This is a genomic window from Porphyromonas cangingivalis, from assembly GCF_900638305.1.
Lineage (GTDB): Bacteria > Bacteroidota > Bacteroidia > Bacteroidales > Porphyromonadaceae > Porphyromonas_A > Porphyromonas_A cangingivalis.
Map to the genome: position 1 here is coordinate 50,995 of NZ_LR134506.1, position 26,357 is coordinate 77,351.

Annotated in this window: 20 protein-coding genes and 2 tRNA genes; 14 read left to right on the forward strand and 8 right to left on the reverse strand. The window is 47.3% G+C overall.

Features of this window, described 5'->3' with window-relative positions; translation table 11 throughout:
- Positions 1 to 18 precede the first annotated feature (18 nt).
- Positions 19 to 1,056, reverse strand: a complete 1,038-nt coding sequence (murB, locus tag EL262_RS00255; RefSeq protein ID WP_025839350.1) for a UDP-N-acetylmuramate dehydrogenase — start codon at positions 1,054 to 1,056, stop codon at positions 19 to 21.
- 179 nt (positions 1,057 to 1,235) lie between these two features.
- Positions 1,236 to 1,682 carry an SPOR domain-containing protein gene (locus EL262_RS00260; RefSeq protein ID WP_036848094.1) on the reverse strand — a complete coding sequence of 149 codons (447 nt, stop codon included), beginning with the start codon at positions 1,680 to 1,682 and terminating at the stop codon, positions 1,236 to 1,238.
- Between the two features lie 136 nt (positions 1,683 to 1,818).
- Between EL262_RS00260 and dpp5 the strand changes: the two genes are divergently transcribed.
- From dpp5 to EL262_RS00275, 3 genes are all read left to right on the forward strand, one after another.
- Positions 1,819 to 3,894, forward strand: a complete 2,076-nt coding sequence (gene dpp5, locus EL262_RS00265) for a dipeptidyl-peptidase Dpp5 (RefSeq protein WP_025839352.1) — start codon at positions 1,819 to 1,821, stop codon at positions 3,892 to 3,894.
- Positions 3,895 to 4,366: 472 nt separating this feature from the next.
- Complete coding sequence (locus EL262_RS00270; RefSeq protein ID WP_126464320.1) at positions 4,367 to 5,518, forward strand: IS256 family transposase; 1,152 nt, start codon at positions 4,367 to 4,369, stop codon at positions 5,516 to 5,518.
- A 213-nt stretch (positions 5,519 to 5,731) separates the two neighbouring features.
- Positions 5,732 to 5,804, forward strand: a tRNA-Gly gene (locus tag EL262_RS00275).
- A gap of 635 nt (positions 5,805 to 6,439) precedes the next feature.
- On the opposite strand, the gene msrA is transcribed toward EL262_RS00275, so the two are convergent.
- On the reverse strand, positions 6,440 to 7,441 hold the full coding sequence (gene msrA, locus EL262_RS00280) for a peptide-methionine (S)-S-oxide reductase MsrA (protein WP_234983442.1): 1,002 nt from the start codon (positions 7,439 to 7,441) through the stop codon (positions 6,440 to 6,442).
- A gap of 217 nt (positions 7,442 to 7,658) precedes the next feature.
- On the opposite strand from msrA, the gene EL262_RS00285 reads away from it, so the two are divergent.
- From EL262_RS00285 to xpt, 8 genes are all read left to right on the forward strand, one after another.
- On the forward strand, positions 7,659 to 8,201 hold the full coding sequence (locus EL262_RS00285; RefSeq protein WP_025838968.1) for a phosphoribosyltransferase: 543 nt from the start codon (positions 7,659 to 7,661) through the stop codon (positions 8,199 to 8,201).
- Between the two features lie 56 nt (positions 8,202 to 8,257).
- Complete coding sequence (locus EL262_RS00290) at positions 8,258 to 8,842, forward strand: adenylate kinase (protein ID WP_036848085.1); 585 nt, start codon at positions 8,258 to 8,260, stop codon at positions 8,840 to 8,842.
- Positions 8,843 to 8,905: 63 nt separating this feature from the next.
- The gene (obgE, locus tag EL262_RS00295) at positions 8,906 to 10,075 is read left to right on the forward strand and encodes a GTPase ObgE (protein ID WP_025838969.1); all 1,170 of its coding nucleotides are present in this window, start codon (positions 8,906 to 8,908) and stop codon (positions 10,073 to 10,075) included.
- Between the two features lie 36 nt (positions 10,076 to 10,111).
- Positions 10,112 to 11,638 carry a glutamate--tRNA ligase gene (gene gltX / locus EL262_RS00300; RefSeq protein ID WP_025838971.1) on the forward strand — a complete coding sequence of 509 codons (1,527 nt, stop codon included), beginning with the start codon at positions 10,112 to 10,114 and terminating at the stop codon, positions 11,636 to 11,638.
- Positions 11,639 to 11,683: 45 nt separating this feature from the next.
- A complete protein-coding gene (locus EL262_RS00305) occupies positions 11,684 to 12,928 on the forward strand; it encodes a 3-deoxy-D-manno-octulosonic acid transferase (protein WP_223191291.1) in 1,245 nt (414 codons plus the stop codon).
- A gap of 33 nt (positions 12,929 to 12,961) precedes the next feature.
- A complete protein-coding gene (locus EL262_RS00310) occupies positions 12,962 to 13,894 on the forward strand; it encodes a DMT family transporter (RefSeq protein ID WP_051522794.1) in 933 nt (310 codons plus the stop codon).
- Between the two features lie 46 nt (positions 13,895 to 13,940).
- Entirely contained in the window at positions 13,941 to 15,260 is a 1,320-nt protein-coding gene (locus EL262_RS00315) for a nucleobase:cation symporter-2 family protein (protein WP_025838975.1), read from the forward strand.
- Positions 15,261 to 15,278: 18 nt separating this feature from the next.
- On the forward strand, positions 15,279 to 15,851 hold the full coding sequence (xpt, locus tag EL262_RS00320) for a xanthine phosphoribosyltransferase (RefSeq protein ID WP_025838977.1): 573 nt from the start codon (positions 15,279 to 15,281) through the stop codon (positions 15,849 to 15,851).
- A 68-nt stretch (positions 15,852 to 15,919) separates the two neighbouring features.
- Here xpt and EL262_RS00325 read toward each other — a convergent pair.
- Positions 15,920 to 15,994, reverse strand: a tRNA-Val gene (locus EL262_RS00325).
- Positions 15,995 to 16,325: 331 nt separating this feature from the next.
- Between EL262_RS00325 and EL262_RS00330 the strand changes: the two genes are divergently transcribed.
- Both EL262_RS00330 and EL262_RS00335 read left to right on the forward strand, forming a co-directional pair.
- Positions 16,326 to 18,197, forward strand: a complete 1,872-nt coding sequence (locus EL262_RS00330; protein WP_126464321.1) for an OmpA family protein — start codon at positions 16,326 to 16,328, stop codon at positions 18,195 to 18,197.
- A gap of 4 nt (positions 18,198 to 18,201) precedes the next feature.
- Complete coding sequence (locus EL262_RS00335; protein WP_078735923.1) at positions 18,202 to 20,289, forward strand: PL29 family lyase N-terminal domain-containing protein; 2,088 nt, start codon at positions 18,202 to 18,204, stop codon at positions 20,287 to 20,289.
- Between the two features lie 374 nt (positions 20,290 to 20,663).
- Here the strand turns inward: EL262_RS00335 and kbl are convergent, their stop codons facing one another.
- Both kbl and EL262_RS00345 read right to left on the reverse strand, forming a co-directional pair.
- Positions 20,664 to 21,863 carry a glycine C-acetyltransferase gene (gene kbl, locus EL262_RS00340; protein WP_025838983.1) on the reverse strand — a complete coding sequence of 400 codons (1,200 nt, stop codon included), beginning with the start codon at positions 21,861 to 21,863 and terminating at the stop codon, positions 20,664 to 20,666.
- 365 nt (positions 21,864 to 22,228) lie between these two features.
- On the reverse strand, positions 22,229 to 22,576 hold the full coding sequence (locus tag EL262_RS00345; RefSeq protein ID WP_025838985.1) for a hypothetical protein: 348 nt from the start codon (positions 22,574 to 22,576) through the stop codon (positions 22,229 to 22,231).
- A gap of 426 nt (positions 22,577 to 23,002) precedes the next feature.
- Between EL262_RS00345 and EL262_RS00350 the strand changes: the two genes are divergently transcribed.
- Complete coding sequence (locus tag EL262_RS00350) at positions 23,003 to 24,235, forward strand: transglutaminase domain-containing protein (protein WP_159100546.1); 1,233 nt, start codon at positions 23,003 to 23,005, stop codon at positions 24,233 to 24,235.
- A 95-nt stretch (positions 24,236 to 24,330) separates the two neighbouring features.
- On the opposite strand, the gene nagB is transcribed toward EL262_RS00350, so the two are convergent.
- Entirely contained in the window at positions 24,331 to 25,122 is a 792-nt protein-coding gene (gene nagB / locus EL262_RS00355; protein ID WP_025838987.1) for a glucosamine-6-phosphate deaminase, read from the reverse strand.
- A 22-nt stretch (positions 25,123 to 25,144) separates the two neighbouring features.
- Entirely contained in the window at positions 25,145 to 26,344 is a 1,200-nt protein-coding gene (locus EL262_RS00360; protein ID WP_078735921.1) for an FprA family A-type flavoprotein, read from the reverse strand.
- Positions 26,345 to 26,357: the final 13 nt, after the last annotated feature.

Genomic DNA, 26,357 nt, shown 5'->3' on the forward strand with positions numbered 1-26,357 from the left:
GGGTCTGTTCGGTAGTCGTTATTTGCTCAATGCCGGGTTGCTGTTGAGTGTCTTGACAAATCTTACTTCGGGATGAATCTCTATGCCAAACTTTTCTTTGACACTGCTTCGGATATCCTCAGATAGGGCGACGATCTCTTCGCCCGTGGCTCCCCCATAGTTGACGATGACGAGTGGTTGTCTTTCATAACAGCCGACATTTCCGATCTTCTTGCCTTTGTATCCGCATTGTTCGATCAGCCACGCAGCAGGTATCTTGTACTCTTTCCCGACGATGTAGTGGGGGACTTGTCCGTACTCTCTTAGTAGAGCCTCGTATACAGAGGCTGTGACGATGGGGTTCATGAAGAAGCTTCCGGCATTGGGTAGGGTGTGGTGATCAGGCAACTTTGACTCTCTTATGGCAATCACATGTCGTGCAACGACTTCGGGAGTCAGTGTGGGGTGCCCGGTCAGTTCTTGAAGTCCTGCATAGGATAGTTGAGGATCCGGCTTTTTTGAGAGTCTCAGTTCGACGGCGTAGATGAAGTAGTGACCCATCTCTTTTTCTTTGAATATCGAGTAGCGGTAGTCATACTTACACTCTTCGTTTGAGAAGTCTCGGAGACTGCCATCCCTGAGATCTACCGTGTGTACCGTCGAGAGCGTTCGGCATATCTCTACACCATACGCACCGATATTTTGTACGGCTGCCGCACCTGTGTCTCCGGGGATGAGCGCAAGGTTTTCTATTCCCCAGTAGCCGTCTTGTGCTGTCTCCATGACAAGGTCGTGCCACTTCTTGCCGGCAGATACTTTTATTGTGACAGACTCATCGTCTTCATTGAGGACCTCCCAAGCATCATCTGTAAATCTTACAACGCATCCGACGAAGTTCTCGACAAATAACAAGTTGCTCCCACCTCCGATGATGAGGTAGGGTTGGCTCCTGAAAAATTCGTCCTTGCATAGCCTTACGATGTCTTCTACACTGTCACAAGTGATGAAGTAGGAGGCTTGTGCCGGGATGGCGAAGGTGTTGCTGTCCTTGAGGTCAAAGTCCGGTAATATCTGCATGGTTGATGTGAAATGCGCTCGAAATAATGATGATAACAACAGCCAAAGGCCATCCACAAGTCTGTATGACTCATGGATAGCCTCCAGCGAAGTGTGATATGATAGAAATGGAGACGAGTCTCGTAGTCTCTTACTCGGAGCGGGCTACGATGTCGTCCGTATCAGTGTCTTACTATTCTTTAGAAAGCTCTCTGAAGGATCCAAGCGTCTGAGAAGACAGATCTCACGGCATCACGGCTCTTGATCGCATCAGCCTTGTTGTCGAAGCTCGCAAGGATCACACGGTACATCCCTCTTTCGTTCTGTGCCAAGAAAGCCTTGTAGCCCTGAGCCACCATTCTTTCTTTGAGAGACTTTGCATTGGTGATGTTTTGGAAGCTGCCGATGACGACACTGAACGTACGGAGACTTGTTGCATCTTCTCCTTGTGCAGGCTGGATGCGCTCAGATCTTGTTGCTTCGTTAGATACGGGCATTACATCGTCCTGAGAAGTCGTAGTTTGTTGTGTCACTTCTTTCTGTTTTGCTCTCTCATACGCTGCACGGTATGCACTTTGTTTGGGCTTACAAGAAGTCATCCCACCTACCAAAGCAACTGCAGCTGCCATCAATAGTATTCGTTTCATAAAAGTGTTCATTTGAAGTTAGAACTCAGTCCTTATCAATGACCAAAGGTAGTAAAAAAAATCTTGTGGCATCACTATTTTATTTGTACTTTCGCACCAGTACTTAAAGTTTGATACATCATCAACACCATAATGTATGAAAAAGAACGCATTATTTCTAACAGTTTTAGCACTACTTATGTCAGCGATCACGCCAAATATCGCTAAGGCACAGCAGCAAGGGTTCACCCCCGAAGTCCTGCTTTCTCTCTATCGTATCGGAGGGGCACAGCTCTCTCCTGACGGTAAGGCTTATCTCTATACACGTACCTTGCCTTCGTTGGAGAACAACAACTCGAACACCGAAATCTGTCTCGGCGATATCACTGCACCCGGCAAGGCACGAGTGCTTGTGGGATCCAAGGGACACTCTCCTGTCTTCTTGGACGAAAATACCATCGCTTACCTCTCATCAGAGTCGGGCAAGTCTCAGATCTGTCTTGTCACGCTCGATGGTACACGTCGTACATTGTCGTCTTTCGATTTCGATGTCCAAGGTTTTCTCTTCTCACCAGATCGCAGTAAGGTTGCTGTCATCAGAGATATTCCACTGCCATCCATCGTCCGTAATGATAACCCGGACCTCCCCAAGGCGACAGGTATCGTCTTTGAGGACTTGATGTATAAGCATTGGGACGAGTGGGTCGTCAGCGTGCCACAGCCTTTCATCGCCTCTGTCTCGGCAGATCTTACCGTGTCGACCGAGGTGACACCTGTCCTTGGTAAGGACGAATGGTATGAAGCTCCCACCAAGCCATTCGGTGGTGTGGATCAGTACGCTTGGTCCAACGACGGAAAGGACTTTGCATACAGCTGTCGTAAGAAGGTAGGGTTGGCTTATGCCCTTTCGACCAATACAGACATATATGTCTACAACCTTGAGACCAAGGAGACCCGCAACATCACAGAGGGGATGATGGGCTATGACACGGATCCCGCATACTCCCCTGACGGTAAGTATATCACTTGGATCAGCATGGAGAGAGACGGCTATGAGGCAGACTTGAAGCGTCTCTTCGTGATGGACCTCAAGACCGGTGAGAAGATCAACCTCACTGCGCAGTATGAGTACTATGTGGATCACTATGAGTGGACCAAGGATGGTAAGAATATCCGCTTCATCACCAATGATATGGGGCTTAGCAACGTGTTCGAACTCAATGTGGCTTCGCGTAAGGTATCGCCTGTCACCAAGTACGATGATGCCGATGTCATTGGTTTTTCGGGAGATGGCAAGACCATCCTTTACACTGTGCAGTCCATGAGATACCCTGCGGAGATCCACGCTCTTCAACTCAAGAAGACCCGCAAGAGCAACGGCATCGACACTCGTCTCACTGTCGAAAACGACAGCAAACTCAAGGATATCCCCAACATTACAGTTCAGAAGCGTTGGATCACCACGACAGATAATAAGAAGATGCTCACCTGGGTCGTCCTTCCACCGAACTTTGACGAAAGCAAGAAGTACCCTGCGATCCTCTACTGTCAAGGTGGACCACAGAGTACCGTGAGCCAGTTCTGGAGCTACAGATGGAACTTCCGCACATTTGCATCTTACGGTTTTATCATCGTTGCCCCCAACCGTAGAGGTGTCCCCGGTTTCGGTCGTGAGTGGAACGAGCAGATCAGTGGTGACTACGGTGGTCAGAACATGAAGGACTACTTCAAGGCAATCGATACCGTCAAGGCTGAGCCTTATGTCGACGAAGATCACTTAGGTGCTATGGGTGCAAGTTACGGTGGTTTCTCTGTATATTGGTTGGCCGGTCATCACGAAGGTCGATTCAAAGCTCTCTTTGCACATGCCGGTATCTTCAATCTTGAGTCTCAATATCTCGAAACAGAGGAGAAGTTCTTTGCCAACTGGGACATGGGTGGCCCATATTGGGACAAGAGCAACAAGATCGCTCAAAATACATTTGCCAACTCTCCTCACCGTTTCGTAGACAAGTGGACGGCACCTATCCTCATCTCTCATGGTGAAAAGGATTATCGCATCCTCGCATCACAAGGCTTGATGGCTTTCGATGCCGCAAAGATGCGTGGCATCCCTGCGCGTATGCTTCTCTATCCTGACGAAAACCACTGGATCCTCAGACCTCAGAATGGTGCTCTCTTCTATCGCGAGTTCAACCATTGGATGTCAAAGTGGTTGAAACCTAACAAATAATATGGTATAGGAGGGGCTCGCTCCTCTCCCTGAAAATATACCGACCACCCCGAAGCTAAAATCTGTTTGCTTCGGGGTGGTCTTTTTATTCTGTTTGGTGGTGATCGGGTGCTCTCGCACGAGGGTGATCCGATGGTCAAAATCAAGTCAAAGGACCTTCGCAATCAAATCTAACGACTCGTTTCATCAAATCTAACGATTCGTTTCATCGAATCTAACGACTTTTTTTGGGGGCTGTTAAAGAATGGGTGTTTGTGGTGTCTTTGTTGCAGATCCACCTCTTCGATTGTTGCAGTAACATTATCAGTTCGTTAATGTGCAGGTGAGATGAGCTTATTGATACTTTTCTTGTGTCGGAGTGCTCTTGATTTAGAGAAGAGTAGGGAGGGTTCTCTTGATACTGTCCTAAAAAAGTGTGTAAGCCCCGTTAGTCCTTAACTTTGAGGTAAGAAAAAAAATAAACCTAAGAACAATGGAGCTTACAACAACACAAAAGTCGGCATTTATTTCTGAAATGCTATCATCAGAGGCAGGTATTAACGAACTTATCCGTGTACTATTGGACACCTTCTCGAAGCAAGAACGTGCTCTTTTTGTCGAAGAGCATGAGGGTGAACAATGCAATGGTTTCCGTCCTCGTCGATGGCGAGGCTATGGCTGTAGCTTTGAGCTTCGCATTCCACGTACTCGTTCAGGGAATTTTCAGCCCCTAATTTTGGGCATCCTCTCCCATCAGGAAAGCGAACGCGCCCTCCTCTTCCATGAACTTTACACCCGAGGACTTTCGTGCGAAGACATTGGTTCGGTGTGCGAACGGATCTACGGCTATCACTATAGCAAGCAGCAAGTCAGTTTTCTCTCGAACACGAGTAAAGAGGAGATCTACAAGTGGTTGGAACGCCAACTGTCGCCCCACTATTTGGCCGTGTACATCGATGCTACCTTTGCCTACACACGGCGGGAGGAACGTGTGGCTCAGGAAGCCTATTACACGATGTTGGGGTTGCTTCCTGACGGTAGTCGGGAGGTGCTTTGTGTGGTGAATCATCCCACGGAGGGAGCGTTGAATTGGGAGGCAGAGTTGAAAGCCCTCAAAGCACGTGGAGTCGAACGTATAGACCTGATCATCTCAGATGCTTTACAAGGGATTGAACGAGCCATCGCCTCGGCTTTCCCTCACTCCTCCCATCAGCTGTGTGTCGTTCATTTCAAGCGTCACGCACTTAATGCCGTATCGAAGAGGGACAAGGATAGGATGAGACAAGAGTTGGAAGACTTGTTTCCTATTTCGGGTACAAGTCTTACACCCATCAAGGCATTTGAGAAATTGTGTACATTTGCAGAACGCTGGGGGAAAAGCTACCGGAGCCTGCTCTCCTTGTCGGCACCTCGCAATATAGGCTACTTCACTTACCTGATGTTCCCGGAGGGTGTTCGTCGTATGATTTACTCAACGAATTGGGTGGAGCGTCTCAATCGGAGCTATAAGCGTACGCTGCGTATGCGTGGGGCTCTACCCTCGGCAGATGCCGTCGTCTTTCTCTTGGGCTCTGTAGCCCGAGAAATGACCGAAAGGACTTACGCAAGGAGGTTACCCTATTTCCAAGAGTGGAGCACCAAATAAATGAGTAATGAGTAATAACACGAAAAACTCAAAGTTTTTTTCCCCTGGGGCATGCCCCAGGGGAAAAAGGGAGAACTAACCTTACACACTTTTTCGGACACTACCGTTCTCTTGATGGGTTCAGGATTTTTTCATCATGGGTTGCGAAAAATATCTCTCAAACTCTTGCACGGAAAGAAAAAATGTCGTTACTTTGCACACGTAAAACAAAACGCGGAAGTAGCTCAGTTGGTAGAGCATAACCTTGCCAAGGTTAGGGTCGCGGGTTCGAATCCCGTCTTCCGCTCTCTCAGAGCCCTTGATAGATCAAGTCTATCGAGGGCTTTTTTCTTTGTTTATGGTTCAGTTTATCCATAAAAAAACGTCCCACGCCGATCTATGTCGGTGTGGGACGTTTTGTCGTTCTTGTGGGATGTGTCGGAAGTGCTTTTAGTTCTGCTTATCCGACCGATCCATTTGTTCCGGAACCCGAGTTTCCCTGTTTCGATGGATGATGAAAGCCGATGAAAGCAGTATGAGCAGTATAGTGATGCCTATACATAGCACGTAGTCTATATGGCTTACTGCCATCTGCCATTCGGGACTCGAAAAGAATAGGAGTAGTATCACGCAAATACTAAACAGGCCGAGTAGGGCTGTGCTTAATCGCCCTTTCTTTTTCGTTCGCTTCCAATAGAGAGTGATCAAAATCGCACCAAACAGCAGGCATATAAGGATGGGAATGTAGGCCACTACTAAGAGACCGGGACGGACGATCTCATGTTGGTGGCGGAAGCTCTCATAGAGAAACCTTCGTAACGCTATGGAATGTGAGAGTATATAAAACCATCCGCAGGCATTCAATGTCGTAGATATGAACAGCAATGTCCATACGAAAAGGCGCGATTTGAAAATCTCTTTCATAGGGGAGAGGGTATAGGGTTATTTTTTACTCTTCTTTGTGAAGAGAGCTTCGTACTCTCCATAGCCTTTTGCCTTGAGGCTATCTTTGGGGATGAAGCGTAGGGATGCACTGTTGATGCAGTATCTCAGGCCTCCGAGCTCCGCAGGGCCGTCATTGAATACGTGTCCGAGGTGTATGTCGGCATTGCTGCTGCGTACTTCCGTGCGGATCATGCCATGGCTCTTGTCGAGCTTGTTGTAAGTCTGACCCTCGGCGATGGGCTTGGCAAATGCCGGCCAACCGCATGAGGAGGGGAACTTATCCAAAGATGAGAAGAGGGGCTTGCCACTCACAATGTCGACATAGATGCCTTCGCCCTCGAAGTCCCAGTATTCGTTTTGGTATGGTCGTTCTGTTCCGTTCTCCAGTGCTACCTGACGTTGGAGTGGGGTGAGCTTGGAGATCGCCACTTCGCGTGCTGTCATGCCGGGCTTCTCTGCTCTGAACTTCTTGTCCTTCTCAAAGTATTCGGGTGTGCACTTGGCTGTCTTTGCGACATAAAACATCTCCCTTGGGACATGGCAGTAGCCTCCGGGGTTGGCATCCAGGTAGTCCTGGTGATAGTCCTCGGCAGAGAAGAAGTTTTTGAGCGCATCGACCTCTATGGCGATGGGCTTGGTGTACTTCTTTTGTAGCTCTTTGATGCTGTTTTGGATGATGTTGAGGTCACTCTTGTCTGTGAAGTATATGCCGGTACGGTATTGGGTGCCTATGTCACCACCTTGCTTGTTGAGTGATACCGGATCAATGATCTTGTACAGCATATCCAAGAGGAAGGATAGGGCTACCTTCTCACTGTTGTATTTGAGGTGTACGGCTTCGACTGCTCCCGTCCTGCTTGAGCACACTTCGCGGTAGGTGGGGTTGTCTATCATACTGTTGGCATAGCCTACTTGGGTGTATGTCACTCCATCAATCATCTTGAAATAGTGCTCGACGCCCCAGAAGCATCCGCCGGCTACATAAATCTCTCGTTCCATATTCTTTTGTTTTGTTCTTTTATCAGGGTTAGCTCCAAATGTAGTAAATATATTGAACAAACCACATACAGTGAATACAATCAAAAATGTTCTTGCAATCTTACCCATAATGACTCTGATTAATGTTCTGTTAAAATAATAAATTAGCCTGCTGTTATCTTAGCTAAGTTTTCGTACCTTTGTCAAACTTCATTTTATTTGTTAAAACAGAAGGGATATGAAAAGAGTTCAAGTAAAGGACCGAGAATTTGAATTATACTTAGAATACGATAGATTGAGACCGGAGATCGTCCGTGTCGCTCGTGAGATCCGAAAAGACCTCGCGGACAAAGACCCATTGTTTGTCTGTGTACTCAATGGGGCATTTACTTTTGCTGCCGAACTCATGATAGAGTTGGATGACAAGTACCAGTTGGCCTTTGCCAAGTACTCTTCCTATCAAGGTATGCAGTCCACGGGAGTGCTCACAGAAGAGATACCCCCCGAAGTGGATATGAACGGTCGCACTGTCGTCATTATCGAGGATCTTGTGGACTCCGGTTTTACCCTTCATAAAGTGAGAGAACTGTATATGGAGCGTGGGGCAAAGGAGGTGAAGATCGCTGTGATGCTCTCCAAGCCTGATGCGCCCAAGGTCGTGGATATCCGTCCCGACTACATAGGGATGGAGATCCCCAACGACTTCATCGTCGGACATGGATTGGACTACGATGGACATGGTCGTATGCTCAAAGATATATATAAGGTCTGTGAAGAATAGTCTGAGTCCGACAGGAGCAGGCGTATTGGTCATATCTTAATATCCAATATCATTTTATGCTTAACATAGTTGTTTTTGGTGCGCCCGGATCTGGCAAAGGGACCCAAAGTGATGCGATCAAATCACACTTCAATCTCTTTCACATATCTACAGGAGATGTGCTGAGGCAGGAAATAGCCCTGGATACCGAAACAGGAAGGATAGCCAAAAAATACATCGATGGCGGACAGCTCGTCCCCGATGACATCATCATCGAAGTATTGGCACATGTCTTGGATAAGCTGGATCATCAGGATGGTGTGATCTTCGATGGATTCCCTCGTACGGTAGTGCAGGCTGAGGCTCTGGATAAGATGCTCGAGAAGCGTGGGCAGAGGGTAGATGCCTTGGTGGACTTGCAGGTGCCAGAGGAACTCTTGGTGGAACGCATACTCAATCGTAGCAAGGTCTCGGGTAGATCCGATGACAACGAGGAGGCTGTGCGCCAACGTCTCGAAGTCTATAAGTCTCGTACGATACCGGTGATGGAGTATTATCGTGCTATGGGTAAGCATATCCCTATCAATGGAGTAGGGGATATCAACGAAATATCTCAGGGGATCATAAGTGCCCTTGAACAAAAACTGAATAGAAAAGTCTGAGACGTCTCTTCTGACCGGGTAGTCTGTTGGGATGTCCTAAATCTTAATGACAATCATAAGCTTATGGCAGAGTCCAATTTTGTAGACTACGTCAAGATATATTGCCGTTCCGGAAAGGGTGGAAGGGGATCGTCCCACTTCCGCCGCGAGAAGTACATCCCCAAGGGTGGCCCGGATGGAGGTAACGGAGGTCGTGGAGGTGATGTCTATCTCCGTGGTAATCGTAACTATTGGACACTCCTGCACCTGAAGTACGATCGGCACATCTTTGCCACTCACGGCGAGCCGGGAAGTGCAAAGAATTCGTCCGGAAAAGATGGACAAGATGTCTACATAGATGTCCCTTGCGGTACGGTCGTTTACAATGCCGAGACCGGGGATTATATCTGTGACGTCAAGAGTGATGGAGAGGTCATCCGCCTGCTCAAGGGGGGAAAGGGTGGTCTCGGAAATACCAACTTCAAGACTGCGACCAACCAGGCTCCTCGCTATGCCCAACCAGGAGAACCCTACGAGGAGATCGTCGTGGTACTTCAGTTGAAGCTTCTTGCCGATGTGGGGCTTGTCGGATTTCCCAATGCGGGGAAGTCTACCCTCTTGTCTGTAGTCTCGGCAGCCAAGCCAAAGATTGCAAACTATCCGTTTACGACTCTTGAGCCGAACCTCGGTATCGTCACTTATCGTGATGATCGCTCTTTCGTCATGGCGGACATCCCGGGTATCATCGAGGGTGCGGCAGAGGGAAAAGGATTGGGGATCAGATTTCTACGCCATATAGAGCGTAACTCTGTCCTACTTTTCGTCATACCGGCCGATACCGACGATATCTCAAAGGAATACAACATCCTCCTTAATGAGCTGGAGCAGTATAACCCCGAGCTCATGGGAAAGAACAAGGTGCTGGGGATCTCCAAGGCCGACCTCATCGATGAGGAGCTGGAGGATATGCTTCGCCCGACTTTACCGGACGGTGTGCCGACGGTATTTTTCTCTGCCGTCACAGGTAAGGGGGTACAGACCCTCAAGGACTTGATATGGTCAAGCATCACAATGAATAACTTCCACGATGTCTCTCCTATCGTTCGTCGTAATCTGCACTTGGGTATATCCGAAGAGATGGATGACGAAAACCTCATGGGATCTGTCTACTACGAAGAGTATGATGATGAGGAGGAGTTTGAGGGCGAAGATGCCGGAGGGGTGATGCTGGATGAAGATGGCTTCGAGGGATAAGGTTCAGAAATGCTATTTTAGACAAGTAGAAACATCATGATAGAAAATATGCGTAAAGTCAGAGTGAGATTTGCTCCAAGCCCTACCGGACCTCTTCATATCGGAGGGGTGCGTACGGCTTTGTACAACTACCTTTTTGCCAAACAACATGGAGGTGACCTGATCCTTCGTATCGAGGATACGGACTCTACCCGCTTTGTGCCGGGAGCGGAGGAATACATCATCTCTTCTTTGGAATGGTTGGGAATAAAGTTTGATGAGGGTGTCTCCTATGGAGGTGAGTTCGGACCTTATCGTCAGAGCGAACGCAGAGACTTGTACCGTAAGTATGTCGAGCAACTGCTCAATGATGGCCTCGCATATAAGTCCTATGATACCCCTGAAGAACTCGAAAATAAGCGCAAGGAGGTAGATAACTTCCAGTATGATGCTTCGACAAGATTGGGGATGAAAAATTCTCTCTCCCTCTCTGCAGAGGAGTGCCGGAAGTTGGAAGAAGCCGGAGTGCCTTACGTTGTCCGCTTGAAGATCGAGCCGGGTGAAGATGTCATTGTCAATGACTTGATCCGTGGTGAGGTGCGTATCAACTCTTCGGTACTTGATGACAAGGTCTTGTACAAGACGGTAGATGACCTGCCTACTTATCACTTGGCAAATATCGTGGACGACCACCACATGGAAGTGACTCATGTCATCCGTGGTGAAGAGTGGATTTCTTCTGCGCCACTGCATGTGCTGTTGTACAGAGCTCTTGGTTGGGAAGATACCATGCCACAGTTTGCACACCTGCCTCTGCTCCTAAAGCCTGAAGGTAATGGCAAGCTGAGCAAGCGTGACGGTGATCGTCTCGGCTTCCCGGTCTTCCCTCTCGAATGGGTCGCTCCCGATGGTGCTATCAGTTCGGGTTACAGAGAAAGTGGTTATCTTCCCGAGGCTGTCGTGAACTTCTTGGCTCTTCTTGGTTGGAATCCCGGTGACGATACCGAGATGATGTCTATGGACACACTTATTTTGAAGTTTGACCTCAGCCGTTGTAGCAAGAGTGGTGCGAAGTTTGACTATGAAAAAGGTAAGTGGTTCAACCACAAATATATTCAAGAGTACTCATTGCCCGCCCTTGTGGAGGCTTGTATGCCTTATTGTGTGAAGGCGGGATTGAATCCTGCTCCGGAGCGTCTCTCTTCGGCACTTGAGTTGATAAGAGACCGTATCACTCTGCTTCCTGATGTGGTCGAACAAGTCGCATTCTTGTTTGAAGCTCCTGTGACTTATGACGAAAAGACAGTCCAGAAGCGTTGGAAAGCGGAAACGCCTGCGCAGATGAAGTCCGCTTGTGAGATGTTGGGTGCGTTATCTGATTTTAGCTCGGCCAATATAGAGACTAAGATAAAAGAATGGATCGAGGCTAATGGATATGGCATGGGGGCCGTGATGAATGCTTTGCGCCTTGCTCTTGTCGGAGCGTCCAAAGGTCCGCACATCAACGATATCATCGCGTTCTTGGGCAAAGATGAAACCATCGCTCGTCTACAACGCAGTATAGCAACTATTACTGTGGCCTGAAATAGCAAAGAAAAGGACACTCTATAACTTATGAGATCCCTCTCGATGAACATCTATGATATGACACTGAAGGCTTACTTTGGTGTCATTCGTCTTATAGCCTCGCGTCATCGCAAGGCTGGACTGATGACAAGTGGTCGAAAAGGACTGCTCGACAAGCTCAGAGCACAACGAAAGCCCGGTGATCGTTATATATGGATCCATGCTTCATCCCTCGGAGAGTTTGAGCAGGGGAGACCTTTGATAGAAAAGCTCAAGGAGAAACACCCCGAGTACAAGATCTGTCTCACCTTCTTCTCACCGTCCGGCTATGAGGTACGTAAGGACTATCCCTTGGCAGATATTGTCACCTACATCCCCTACGACACATCATCGGATCTCAGGCCTTTCATTGATATCCTTTCGCCCGAGAAGGCGATATTCATCAAGTATGAGATCTGGCTCAATACCCTCTTCTACCTCAAAGAAAAAGGGATCCCGACTTATCTGATCTCTGCAATCTTCCGTCCGACACAGATATTCTTCAAGTTTTATGGGAGGATCTTTCGAGATGCTTTGCGCTGTTATTCTTGGATCTTTGTCCAGAATGAGGACTCTTTCAAGCTCCTGAAAAGTATTGGTGTAGATGGTTTGTCTATAGCTGGGGATACTCGTACCGATAGAGTATGGGACATCAAGAACAATGCCAAAGATGATGCCTTTGTCGAGGCTTTCGTTGGTGAAGCACACGCACAAGGACAAAAAGTCATGATGGTCGGAAGTTCATGGGAGGAGGACGAGAGGGTTTATCTCCCTGCTCTGATCCATGATGACAGGTGGCGAGTGATCATCGTGCCACACGAGATTACGGAAAAGCACATAAAGAGCATAAGAGATACCGTACCCAATAGTATCAATGTCGCTCTGCACACAGAGAGCCCGACAGTCGAAGCCTTGAAGGAGACACGAGTCCTCATTGTCGATCGTATGGGGCTGTTGTCGTCACTCTATAAGTACACCGATATGGCTTATATCGGTGGGGGATTTGGTAGGGGTATTCATAATACTCTCGAAGCTGCGGTGTATGATTGTCCTATACTCTTTGGCCCCAACCATCATAAGTTTATGGAGGCCAAAGCTCTCTTAGCTTGTGGCGCGGCATTTTCTGTCAACTCGACAGAAGACGTGATCGCATACCTCAATCTCCTTTTTGATGAAAACGCCCGACAGAGCATCGGAGCGAAAGCCGGAGCATATATCCGATCCAACCTTGGATCCACCGACATTATCATCAAGGGGATTTTCAAATAGTTGTTTTTTTACCTTTAGTTAATCACAAGAGTTATGAGCCTTCTTAATATCGATAAGACGAAAGCCATAGGGCATATTGCCATCCTTGGAGCAAACATCGCTTTTGCCGTTAATATCCCTATTGCCAAGACTCTCGTAGGGCCTGAGGGGATTCATCCGCTGGCTATTTCGTTTTTTCGATTTACGGGAGCAATGATTTGTTTTTGGCTCGTGTCTCTTCTTCTTCCTCGTGAGAAGGTCTCAAAGAAAGATCTCATCAAGCTCTTTTTTGCCGGTTTGTGTGCCGTCGGGATCAACCAAGTCCTATTTGCTGTAGCATTGGAGTACACGACGCCACTTGATATCGCTCTCATCAATACCACAGGACCCATCTTTACTCTCCTCATGGCGACCCTCATTATAAAAGAGCCACTCACTCCACTCAAGGGAGTCGGCGTGGGTTTGGGTGCTGTCGGTGCTGTTTGGCTTGCTCTCCTCTCCAATAGCTCTGAAGGTACCGAAAGTGGAGGGGTACACACTATTGGTATCATCCTTGTGGCCATAAGCGTCTTGGCCTATGCCATTTATCTTACACTCTTCAAGGATGTCATCAATAAGTACCATCCCATTACTTTGATGAAGTGGATGTTTACCTTCGCTTTTGTCCTCACGACACCTTTCTTCTTTCCTTTGGTGCTCAAGTCCGATTTGGGAAGCAAGTCACCTGAGTTTTTCTTTAGTTTGAGCTATGTTGTCGTGTTCGCAACATTCGTCGCCTATCTATTGATCCCCATATCTCAGAAGAGACTCCGTCCTACTGTCATCAGTATGTATATCTATATTCAGCCTCTCATTGCCGGGGTCGTGTCTATAGCCGTCGGCATGGATGTCTGGCATTGGAGTAGGGTGCCTGCGATCTTGCTCATCTTTGTCGGAGTTTATCTTGTGACACAAAGTAAAAGCAAGCAGGATCTCCGACAGACCTAAAGACGATAAAAACACAATAAAATTATACCTATCCTAATTCTATCTTATGAACCAAACACCATCTACTGATCTGATCTATTCGGTGGACGACAGACCACCCTTTAAGGATGCCCTCTTTGCTGCGCTTCAGCATCTTTTGGCCATCTTTGTTGCGATCATCACACCACCTCTCATCATTGCGGATGCTCTTTCGCTTGATCCTGAGACCAAGGCATTCCTCATTTCTATGGCACTCTTTGTGTCAGGTATCTCCACGTTCGTCCAATGTAGAGGCGTCGGGGGGATAGGGGCACGACTTCTGTGTGTGCAGGGGACAAGTTTTTCGTTTATCAGTCCTATTATCAGTGCCGGACTTGCAGGAGGATTGCCACTTATTTTTGGTTGTACCATTGCGGCTGCTCCCATTGAAATGATCGTAAGTCGGATATTCAAGTATGTCAAGCACATCGTTACACCCATCGTTTCGGGCACCGTTGTTCTTCTTATCGGGTTATCTCTGATCAAGGTCGGAGTTGTCGCTTGTGGCGGTGGTTTTGATGCCATGGGAGACGGCACATTTGGGCATTGGCACAACCTGCTTGTGGCTGGATCTGTCCTTGTTTCGGTCTTGTTCTTTAACAAGATGAACAACAAATACCTTCGCATGAGCTCCATAGTCCTTGGTATCATTGTCGGTTATATCGTAGCCATGTCCCTTGGCATGGTGGACTACTCGCTTATTGAAGGAGCTAAGACCTGGAAGCTCAATGCTCCTCTCCCATTTAAGTACGGTTTTAAGTTCGAATGGGGACACTTCATCGCCCTTGGCATCATTTATCTCATTACAGCCATTGAGGCTTCCGGAGACGTTACTGCCAATTCGATGATCTCCGGTCTCAAGATCAGTGGCGACAGTTATCTCAAAAGGGTATCGGGAGGAGTCATGGCAGATGGCTTCAACTCTCTCCTCGCCGGGGTATTCAACTCTTTCCCCAACTCCATCTTTGCCCAAAACAATGGTATCATACAGCTTACCGGTGTAGCCAGTCGTTATGTCGGTTATTTCATCGCAGCTATGCTTGTCATTCTTGGATTATTTCCACAAGTCGGAGTGATCTTCTCCATGATGCCCGATCCGGTACTTGGCGGGGCGACCTTACTCATGTTTGGCACTGTTGCGGCTGCAGGTATCCGCATCTTGGCTTCTCAAGAAATCGACCGTAGAGCCATCATGGTTATAGCTCTCAGTCTCTCTATGGGGCTCGGCGTAGAGTTGGTTCCCGAGATTGTCAAAGCCCTTCCCGAAGGTGTCCGTGGCATCTTCTCATCAGGGATCTCTACCGGTGGTCTTGTAGCGATCATCTCCAACACTATCTTCAGAAAATAATAAGACATCCGATACATTATGGAACTTCTTAAACAACGCATCAAGCAAGACGGTAAATGCTTCCCCGGCGGTATCCTAAAGGTCGATAACTTCATCAACCATCAGATGGATCCCGATCTGATGTATGAGATTGCATTAGAGTTCAAGAGACTGTACGAGGACTCCGGGGTCAATAAGATTGTCACGATTGAGGCCAGCGGTATCGCCCCCGCCATCATGACCGGATATGTGATGAAGTTGCCTGTCGTCTTCATCAAGAAGAAGCAACCCAAGACAATGGAAGACATGATCTCCACTGTCGTACACTCTTTTACGAAGGACAGAGACTATACCGTATGTATCTCCAAGAGTTTTTTGACGCCTGAAGACAAAGTCCTTTTTATAGACGACTTTTTGGCTTTTGGAAACGCAGCCTTGGGTGCAAAGAGTCTTATCGAACAGGCTGGAGCATCAGTCGTCGGTATGGGCTTCCTTATTGAGAAAGCATTTCAAGACGGTGGGCAAGCTCTCAGGGCACAGGGCGTACGAGTGGACTCACTCGCCATTATCGATTCTTTGGACAACTGCTGTATATCATTCCAAGACGAATGACGACGGTCTGATAGTATAATAAACGAAAAGAGAGAAGCTCAGTCGAGCTTCTCTCTTTTTCGTTTAAGTGAACCTTGGCGGACTCGAACCGCCGACCCCTACCCTGTCAAGGTAGTGCTCTAAACCAACTGAGCTAAAGATTCATCGGCGCAAAGTTAGACAATCCCTTTAATATAGACAAGTTTTATATGATGTTTTTTTCTGAATGCAGGTTCAATAGTGCATTTCATCAGTGATATTCTCCTTAGCTTCTTCTGATGCTCTCTCATTGCCTTATTGTATATTTGGGTTGTTAAAAATAATTTTTATTGGTTGATTTACAATATAATATGTTATATTTGTATAGCTTTTGCCAATCTGTTTGTGCCGGAAATGAAAAACAAATGCACTGTATTTTGGAATTAGGGCAGAAATGAAAAACTCAATAATAATTTATCTTACTACCTCAAAAAAGACTAAAAAACGATGAGAAAGATGACTAAAAAATGGTCTCACATAAGAGGGATACTTTTGTGTGGGCTCCTGCTTCTGAGTGGCAATATCACTCTATCATTCGCTCAGAAAGCTGGGGAAGTCACTACCACGACGAAATGTTGTTCGAAAGATTCGAGAGGGTATTGGTATATCGGTGGAGAGCTCTTCTCGCCATATTACTTCGGAGATCTATATTCGATTTCAGATAAGAAGTTTCACTTCGGGCTCGGAGGACAGCTCAAGTTTGGGCGTCAGTTTTTGCCGATATTTGGCTTGGAGATGAATGTGGGGTATGGTCAAAACTCAGCTTCGGCATCAAGTTACCAACACAGTTACATCTTGGGTCTGCATGACAGCTATGTTTATTATCCCTACACCATGATAGATGGGATTGTGTACACGCCCATTAAAGACATATTTGGTGAGCAGGGGATCAATAGTAATGACATAAGCATGAAAGGTATTGGTTTCGACAAGATCAGAAGTGATATCCGTATGGTGCAGACTTCTGTCAATGCAGTTCTTAACCTCAACCGTCTATTTTCACTCTCAGCTGCTCGTCATGATCAGCCTGTGATGCTCTTGCTCAAACCTGGGCTTTATTTCAGCCATTTCAAGTCGACGGTAGTGGAGGATGCCGGAGGTAAGACTGTCGCTCCGAATGTCAATAAAGCACTTACTTTCGGTGCCGGAGGAGACCTATCCGTGCGCTTTAATCTCTCTTCGAGATGGGGACTGGAGCTGACAAACAGGTTCATCTGGGAGATGGATAGAGCCATCGACGGTGTGCTGTCTGCCAAGAGGGCATACGACGACTATTCATGGCAACCTGCTGTGTCTGTGCTCTATAAATTCGGACATAAAAACAGGACAAAGAAGTGCACACGAGTAGCGACTCCTCCTGCTCCTGCGGCTCCTCCCGTTGTGAGCAAACCTAAGTATGAGGTCTTCTATCCCGATGCAGTGGCCAAGATCGTCCCAAAGCAGAGGGCACACTCGGCAACCATTTCACTCACCTATCCACTCAACAAAACAAACATTGAGCCGAATCTTGCGAACAATAAGGCGGAACTCAATCGTATCGAAAACGAACTCCAACGCTTCCTCAATGACTCTGACCTCACGATACGTGGCATTGTTATCGATGGCTATGCCTCTCCCGAAGGTGAATTGAAGCATAATCTAAGGCTTGCTGAAGGGCGTGCCAAGTCTCTTGTCGACTATGTGCAAGGCCGAGCTATGCTCCCGAGAGAGTTGTTCAAGATCGGTGTGGCAGAAGAGAACTGGGAGGGGTTGAAGTCTGCTGTCCAAGCAAGCTCTTTACCTAATAAGAGTGCTATTCTGACCATCTTGTCAGGGACAGATGTAGATGTCCGTAAGGCTGAGATGAAGGCTGTGGCAGGCTATTCACAAATGCTTAGGGAGATCTATCCTTCTTTACGCTTGAGCAGATATACTGTTTCTTATGATATCCGAGGCTTTCATCCCTCCGAAGCCAAAGAGCGTATCAAGACCGATCCGACCAGCCTCAGTCCCGAAGAGATCTATACCGTGGCTCAGTTGTATGCCAAGGACACGCCCGAGTACAGAGAGGTGATACAGATATTGGACAGTCTCTATGGAGGCAGTGACCTTGCTCTTACACTTCAAGGGGTGGCAAAAGTGGAGGCCGGACTCTATGATGATGCCATCCGTATCCTTTCTGAGGTAAAGCAAAAGACTCCTGCTGTGATCAATGCTTTGGGGATTGCCCTCGCTACAAGGGGGGATCACAGATCGGCACAACAGTACTTCGACTCTGTCAGCGACAAGAGTGAGGTCGCAAAGAGAAACATATCGCAATTGAATCAGTATATCCAAGCATCAAAATAAAGTCATGAAAATAAAACAGATATCTATTCTGACAATCCTATCCTTGCTCCTTTCGATGACTGTCGGGAGCTGTTACAAGGAGGATGTCAATACACTATACAGTCGCCAGTATGCACTTGCAGGTAGCCTCAAGGCACTGAATGAGCAGGTAAATAAGGTCAATGAAAACATTTCAAACATAAGGGAAATCATTCAGATCCTCGAGAATAAAGAGCCCATTTCTGCCCTTGAGTATGATATTGTCACCAAGCCTGATCATAGCAAAGATACGATAGGTGTAAAGGTAACCATAGGTACCAAGCAGATCTATATACCATTCGGTCGTGATGGTAAGGACGGCAAGGATGGCAAAGATGGAGAGACACCCCAGGTCGAAATAGGTTCTAATGGAAACTGGTTCGTAAACGGCAAAGATACCGGTGTACCTGCTACAGGACAAGATGGCAAAACACCTAAAATTGGTGCTATGCAAGACCCTGACAATCCTACAGACGAGAACTTCTATTGGACGATCTCTTACGGAGATGGCAAGCCCCCTGTCTTCATCTTGGATGCCAACGGTAATAAAATCAAAGCTAATGGCTCTAAGGGAGATAAAGGAGACAAGGGAGACAAGGGCGATCAAGGTGAAAAGGGGAATGATGGCGTCAATAGCCCCATCACTGGGATTACGATCGAGCCGGATGGAACTGTTGTGATCCATACGACACTGCCTATCGGAGATGTAAGATTGCCCGGTAAGGAGCAGACTTTGTTTGACATCAAGCCCGAGAAGTCCCTCCTCAACGGTGCAGATGCTTCTGCACGATTTGATGAGCCTACTCGTTCTTTGATGTTTGAGGAAATTGCTGAAGAAATCGAGTTCCCATTTGAGAAGTCGGACAAACTTACGACTGTATATGCTGCTCTCCCAAGAGGGTGGGAGTACCGTATCGATCAGGCTGCTAAGAAGATCTATGTCACCTCTCCAAAGATGGGTTGGGGGCCTGATACCCCTCACACGGCAGAGGCTATATTCTTTGCCCGAGATGCGGATGGTAAGACTTACTCTCGTAATCTCAATCTGAAACTGAAGACAAAGATCTTCCTTAACTACTTCTTCAACGATAACCCTAAGGTGCCTATTTACAAGTCAAATACACCATACAATACGCTCACATTCTCTGCAAACAAGACGACTACTCACGTCACGAGATGGCATGAGCTGGATGCCAACGGAGAATTCAAAGTCCCTTCTCCGGCTCCTGTGTCTTATCAACTCGGAAGCTCGGATAATGCCATACTCCTTGAGAAGCTCAGACAAGATGTGTATCGAGGTTTTGATAAGCCGGCTACAATGGACAATAGTAATTTTGCTGTTGTGGACTTTTTCTACGACAACGAGTATATAACCTATGCATCCTATCAACCGGAGACAACTCCGAACAACGCTATACTCGTCAATAGGAAAGTCGATGCCAACAATCCAAATCCTCATGGGATCATATATCAAGAACCTGTGCCATGGGATACATATGCGTCCTATTCCACATTCTTCTCCGGTAACAACTCGGATCGCTTCACAGTCCGTCTTCAGAGAGTCACGCAGAAGGTGAGGTTGAGATGTAAGTCTCCCAAGAAACTCCTCGGTCTTGCTTCCAGCGATGATTTTGATCTGAGTAGAGTCGTGCTCAAGATCCCTACTACCACAGCAATGCAGAATGGGCAGGGAAAGCACCATCTAGGTAAATTCTCCGTTACCAAAGTGAATAAGGATCTGAGAGATAAGGATGGTAATCCTATTCTTAAGTATGACAGCAGTACTGAGATGCTTACAGCGGAGTTTGCAACCTTCTTGCCAAGCCAAACCATGCACTATGCCTTTGTGGTGGAGTACACCAAGCAAGATGGGAGTCTTGTGAAGAAGACCTTGATACGATCAAATTACCCATTTTCTCTTCCCTCCGGAGGTAATGTGATTACATTCAACTACAATTACAAAGTCCCTGAGCATACAGGGCTAAACACATTCCAAGTTTTTACTCCGGGGGCCGGCACTACAACCACAGACATGACTGTACGTAATCCTCTACCTAACGAACGGGAATGGTGATGAACAGTTAGTTCCTTTAATAAATCATGAATTTTGCCGGAGGGTGTGTCAAAATTGGACTTTTGGCACACCCTCTTTTTCTTCGTTCACAGTTCCAATCTATCTGCCTGTACTGAGATGGGTGATACACTTTTGTTCGAAGCCAATGTCACAGATAGTATAGCAAGTTAGGAGGGCAATGAGTGGCATGTAGAGGTAGAGATGAATGAGTGTGCCCCCTTCAGCCTATGATAGCTCCTGATGATAGTTGCTTGTGATAGATGATATTACTTCCGTAGCGATAAGGGGTGCGACTCTGAGAATCTGTATAAAAAAAGAACCCTAAAAGTTTTTGTTTGGCTTTTAGGGTTCTTTTTTGTGTTTTGTGTTTATCCTTACTTGATCACGCCAAGCTCTTTACCAACCTTGATGAAGGCTTCGATAGCCTTGTCAAGGTGCTTGCGATCATGAGCCGCAGAAAGCTGTACGCGGATGCGAGCTTCGCCCTTTGGTACAACTGGGTAGTAGAAGCCTGTCACGTAGATACCTTCGTCGAGGAGACGAGCTGCATACTTCTGTGATAGAGGTGCATCGTAGAGCATGACAGCGCAGATGGCTGACTGTGTAGGCTTGATGTCGAAACCTGCAGCAGTCATCTTGTCACGGAAGTAAGTAACGTTTTCCATCAGCTTGGTGTGAAGGTCGTTGCTCTCTTCGAGCATCTTGAACATCTCGATACCTGCGCCTACGACTGCGGGTGGGATCGAGTTTGAGAAGAGGTATGGACGTGAACGCTGGCGGAGCATCTCGATGATCTCCTTGCGACCTGTCGTAAATCCACCTACTGCTCCACCAAAAGCCTTTCCGAGTGTGCCGGTGTGGATGTCTACACGGCCGTAGACATTGTACTGTTCGGCAACACCACGACCGGTCTTGCCCACGACACCTGCCGAGTGACATTCGTCTACCATCACGAGGGCATCGTACTTCTCTGCCAAGTCGCAGATCTTGTCCATAGGTGCGACATTACCGTCCATAGAGAAGACACCGTCGGTGACGATGATGCGGAATCTCTGTGCTTGTGCTTCTTGGAGGCACTTTTCGAGCTCTTCCATATTAGCATTTGCAAAACGGTATCTCTTAGCCTTACAGAGACGGACTCCGTCGATGATGGATGCGTGGTTGAGACTGTCAGAGATGATAGCATCTTCTTCGGTGAATAGCGGCTCGAATACACCACCGTTGGCATCAAAGCAAGCGGCATAGAGGATGGTATCTTCTGTCTTGAAGTAGTTGGAGATGGCCTTCTCAAGTTGCTTGTGGATGTCTTGTGTACCGCAGATGAAGCGTACAGATGACATACCAAAGCCGTGGGTATCCATCGCCTTCTTTGCTGCGTCGATCAGACGAGGGTTGTCTGATAGACCGAGGTAGTTGTTGGCACAGAAGTTAAGGACTTCTTTTTCTTGACCGTTGTCATTGACTTTGATCTCAGCGGTCTGAGCACTGATGATGATGCGCTCTTCTTTGTAGAGACCGGCGTTGCGGATCTCTTTGATCTCATTTTGGAGATGTTCTTGGATCTTTCCGTACATAGTGATTGGATATATGTTTGGTTAGTATTTTTCCGGGCATAAAGGTACGTATTATTTGTCTTACTCGCAGTCACTCGTTGTCGAAAATCAAAAGCGGATCGACGACTGCCCTGCGAAGTCTCACGAAATAGATGGTCTGCTCTGTACGGTCGAGTAGAGGGGGAGACGAATTGTCGGGATTTTATTGCAAAGACCTCTGCCTTGTCCACCTAAAAAATGGTGGGTAAACTACGACCTCATGTACGATGTTCGTTTTCTCTTTTACATGTATGCCGAGACCATACAAAACAGGGTGTGCCAAGTTTTTTACTTTGACACACCCTGTTTGTTCCTTCTGTATCCAAGGATTTTATGCGGAGATGATATTACTTCTTTCCGCAGTCCTTGCTACATTCTGCCGGGTTGCTACATTCTTTCTTTTCGCAAGCACTCTTGTCTTTGCAGCACTCTTCCTTTTCAGCGTGCTTTTTGCTCTTGCAACACTCTTTCTTTTCGCCGTGCTTTTTGTCCTTGCAACAGTCTTTCTTTTCACCCTTGTCGGCGTGATGCTTGTCCTTGCAGCAGTCTTTCTTTTCTCCCTTTTCGGCATGCTTCTTATCCTTGCAGCATTCCTTCTTTGTTTCTTCCTTCTTTACGGGAGTCTGAGCGTATGCATTACCTGCGGCAATGAAACCGAATGTCAGCACGAGGCTGAATAGTAGATTTTTGATCATTGTTTCTGTCTTTTTGTATTATTAACTCATAAGACCATTACGGTCACTGCACAAAAATAAAGTAAATCATCGTGTTTGGCAAGCATCGACCTGCATTTTAACTACATGTAGGTATGAGTCACCTCTTCTCATGTGTTCAGGGCTCCTGGTACTTGTTGTGAAAAAGGCGGCATTCTTTCGGACGATAAAATCCTTACAGTGGAGTGGGGCTTGCGGTTATGTACCGACCTTATAGCTTTTTTCAGATGTCGACCTGTGTACTGCATCGCGATCCTGTGGTGAGATGTCGATCTTGTTATATCTCTGTGTTTTTATTAAATTTGCATGTCCTTCTTGTTGAATAGGGAGGATAAGATAAATTGTAACACGGTGCCGCGCATGTCCAAAAGCATGAGATCTGCGCCCACAAATCATCTGAATACTATTATGAGAAAGTCAAAATGGTTGATGCTCCTTGTCGGAGCTTTGTTATTGAATGCTTGTCAGTCTGCTCCCTCGGTTGTGGAGAAGGAGGGGGGAGATGTTGAGGAGACTTTGCTTTTCCCCAAGCCTGATAATTCTGTCGAACTCAAAGGGTCTCCTGCCGAACGTGTACTGGCTCTCCTCAGTAGTCAGACTTTTAAAGAAGTCTTACCTCTTGGAGAGACGCAGATCACTCAAGAGCAGTTGGAGGAGATAAAGGCTTTCACCGATGCTCTTGTAAAAGAACATGGGGCGAAGACCCAAAAGGAAAAGCATCAAGTCCTCTTCAAATGGATCGGCCGGCATGTTAAGTATGGACATGTGTATGATCCTAAGATACCGGACTATAACAGTGCTTACACTACCTTCAAGTACAAAAACGCAATCTGTCAAGGGTACTCGAACCTTCTGAAGGTATTCTGTCACACTCAGGGTATCTCGGCACCTGTTGTGAATGGGTTGGCGAGGTTCAACACCCTTGGTAACCCCTTTGGGCATGCATGGAACTATGTCCTCCTCGATGGTCGATGGTATGTCTCGGATGCGACCAACAAAATCTTTTATGAAGCTGACGACAAGGGACGATTCAACTTCCTCTTGCCTGAGCGTCTTGACTTCAACCTTTGGGAGGATGACTCCATGGTCTATGCGTATGAAAAAAGGGAGATCACCGTCCTTCGTGTCAAAGCACCTTCGTCCGGAAATAAACTTGTCGTGCCTTACAGTGTCGGAGGGTTTCAAATATCAAACTTCAACCCCGAAAGTCTCCCTAAGACCGTACAGGAGGTTTATCTCGGCAGCAATATCAAGTATATCGGCACAGAAGACAGTAGAAGACTGATCGATTCGGGAGGTGAGATAAGTAAGATTTCTGTCGATCCGACCAATCCTCACCTCGAAGAATACAAGGGGACGATATACCCTAAAGGTCAAGGAGCGACCGATGTCCCCATCCTGATACCTGCACGACTCAAGCATATTCAACTAAAGCCACTCAAGGTCGTGGGCAAGAATGTTATCAACGCTCATCAAGGAGTGGAGGTGCTGACATTTGCCGAGGGGACAGAGGTCATCGAAGACTATGCTGTCGAGGCTTGTCCTCAGCTTGTTACGGTACACCTCCCAAAGTCTGTGAAGAGTGTATCGCCTCAAGCCTTCTACAACTGTAATCCTGCTCTCAAGGTGGTGAGACCGTAATACTTCCAGGGTGATGAGGCCCGCTATAAAAGCAGAGGGAGTGTCAAATCAAATACGTTTGACACTCCCTCTCTTTCTTTTTATGACTTGTTCTGTCAGTTATTGGCTCTTTCGATGTCCTTGAAGTAACGATAAGTGCCCACTTTGAGCTCTACTGTAGAGTCCTCATCGCAGACGATGATACCTTTAGGGTGAAGTTGAAGTGCCGTGATGGTCCACATCTGATTGACGCTACCTTCGATCCCTTGCTTCAAGGCAAGTGCCTTGTTGTGCCCATTTACCAAGATCATCACCTCACGAGCATCCAAGATCGTACCGACGCCGACAGTGACTGCTGTGGTAGGTACTTTTGATGTGTCGTTGTCGAAGAATCTTGAGTTGGCAATGATTGTGTCTGTCGTAAGAGTCTTCACTCTAGTACGGCTGGCGAGGGACGATCCCGGTTCGTTGAACGCGATGTGTCCGTCAGGGCCTATGCCACCCACGAAGAGCTCGATACCACCCAGAGCTTTGATCTTCTCCTCATATCTCAGACACTCTGCCTCCATGTCGGCTGCGTTGCCATCAAGGATGTTGACATTCTCAGCAGGGATGTCTATGTGATTGAAGAAGTTCGTCCACATGAAGGTGTGATAACTCTGTTCGTGGTCACGAGGAATACCTATATACTCATCCATATTGAAGGTGATGACATGGCGAAACGACACCTTGCCTGCCTTATGGAGTTCGATGAGACGAGCATACATCCCCAATGGGGACGATCCCGTAGGTAGCCCAAGGACAAATGGCTTGTCGGCCGTAGGATTGCTCTCGTTGATCTTACGAGCCACATAGTCACCTGCCCACACCCCTACTTCATCTTTGTTTGATTTAATGATTACTCTCACTTTGCTGTAGTTTTTTGTTGTTTTACTTTCGTTCGGCGATGAGACGTTCAGCCATCACACGACCAAGTTCCCATGCAGCGGCTTCTTGGTCACCGTTCATGGACATTTTGATCTCCACAGGATTGCCGACACACTCCCACTTCATGGTTTCGCCGAATGGGATGAGCTTCTTCACAGCTGCACCATTCCAAGTGTAGCCACCGAAGCAAGAGTAGAGGCGGTTGGGGATCAAGCGACCTTGGAGCTTGGTCAACAAGCTGTCGATCTCAGGGTAAAGCTCATTATTGTATGTAGGCGAACCGATGATGAGTCCTCTGTAACGGAACACGTCCGCGATGATGTACGAAGCATGAGACTTCGATACGTTGTGAAGGACTACCTTCGAGATGCCATGCGCAGCGAGCGAACGTCCGATGACCTCTGCCACCTCTTCCGTGTGACCGTACATCGAGCCGTAAGCCACTACGACACCTTCCTCTCCTTCGTAACGGCTCAACCTGTCGTATAGAGAGATGATCTCTGCCTTGTGTGTGCGCCACACCGGACCGTGGGTCGAACAGATCGTGTCTATCTCTATGCCCGAAGCCTTTGCAAGAGCCTTTTGTGTGAATGTCCCATACTTACCCACGATGTTGGAGTAGTAGCGATATACCTCTTGGAGATACTTCTCACGACAGACTTGATCGTCGAAGATACCGCCATCGACGGTACCGAACGAACCGAAAGCATCTGCAGAGAAAAGAGTCTTTTCCTTGGGATCGTAAGTAAACATCACCTCTGGCCAGTGTACCATAGGTGCGAAGACGAACTTCAACGTGCGGCTTCCTATGTTCAGCTCACCTCCGTCTTCGACCTCAAGGCAGTTGGTGTTGATGCCGAAATATCCCATGACCATGTCGAGGGTCTTCTTGTTACCCACGATCTGCACATCAGGATACTTAGTGCGAAGCAAGGCGATCGATCCCGAATGGTCAGGCTCCATGTGGTTTACGATAAGGTAATGCAGGGGCGCACCTTCGAGAGCCGACTCCAAGCGTTGGAGGAAGCGTTCGGAGTAACAGATATCTACCGTATCAAGGAGTACGTTTTTCTCATCCTTGATGAGGTACGAGTTATAAGCCACACCGTTGGGTATAGGCCAAAGACCTTCGAAAAGTTCTTTGGTACGATCATTGACTCCGAGATAATAGGTCGAGTCGTTGACTTTGGGTAGGAAGTTCATATTTCTAATGAGT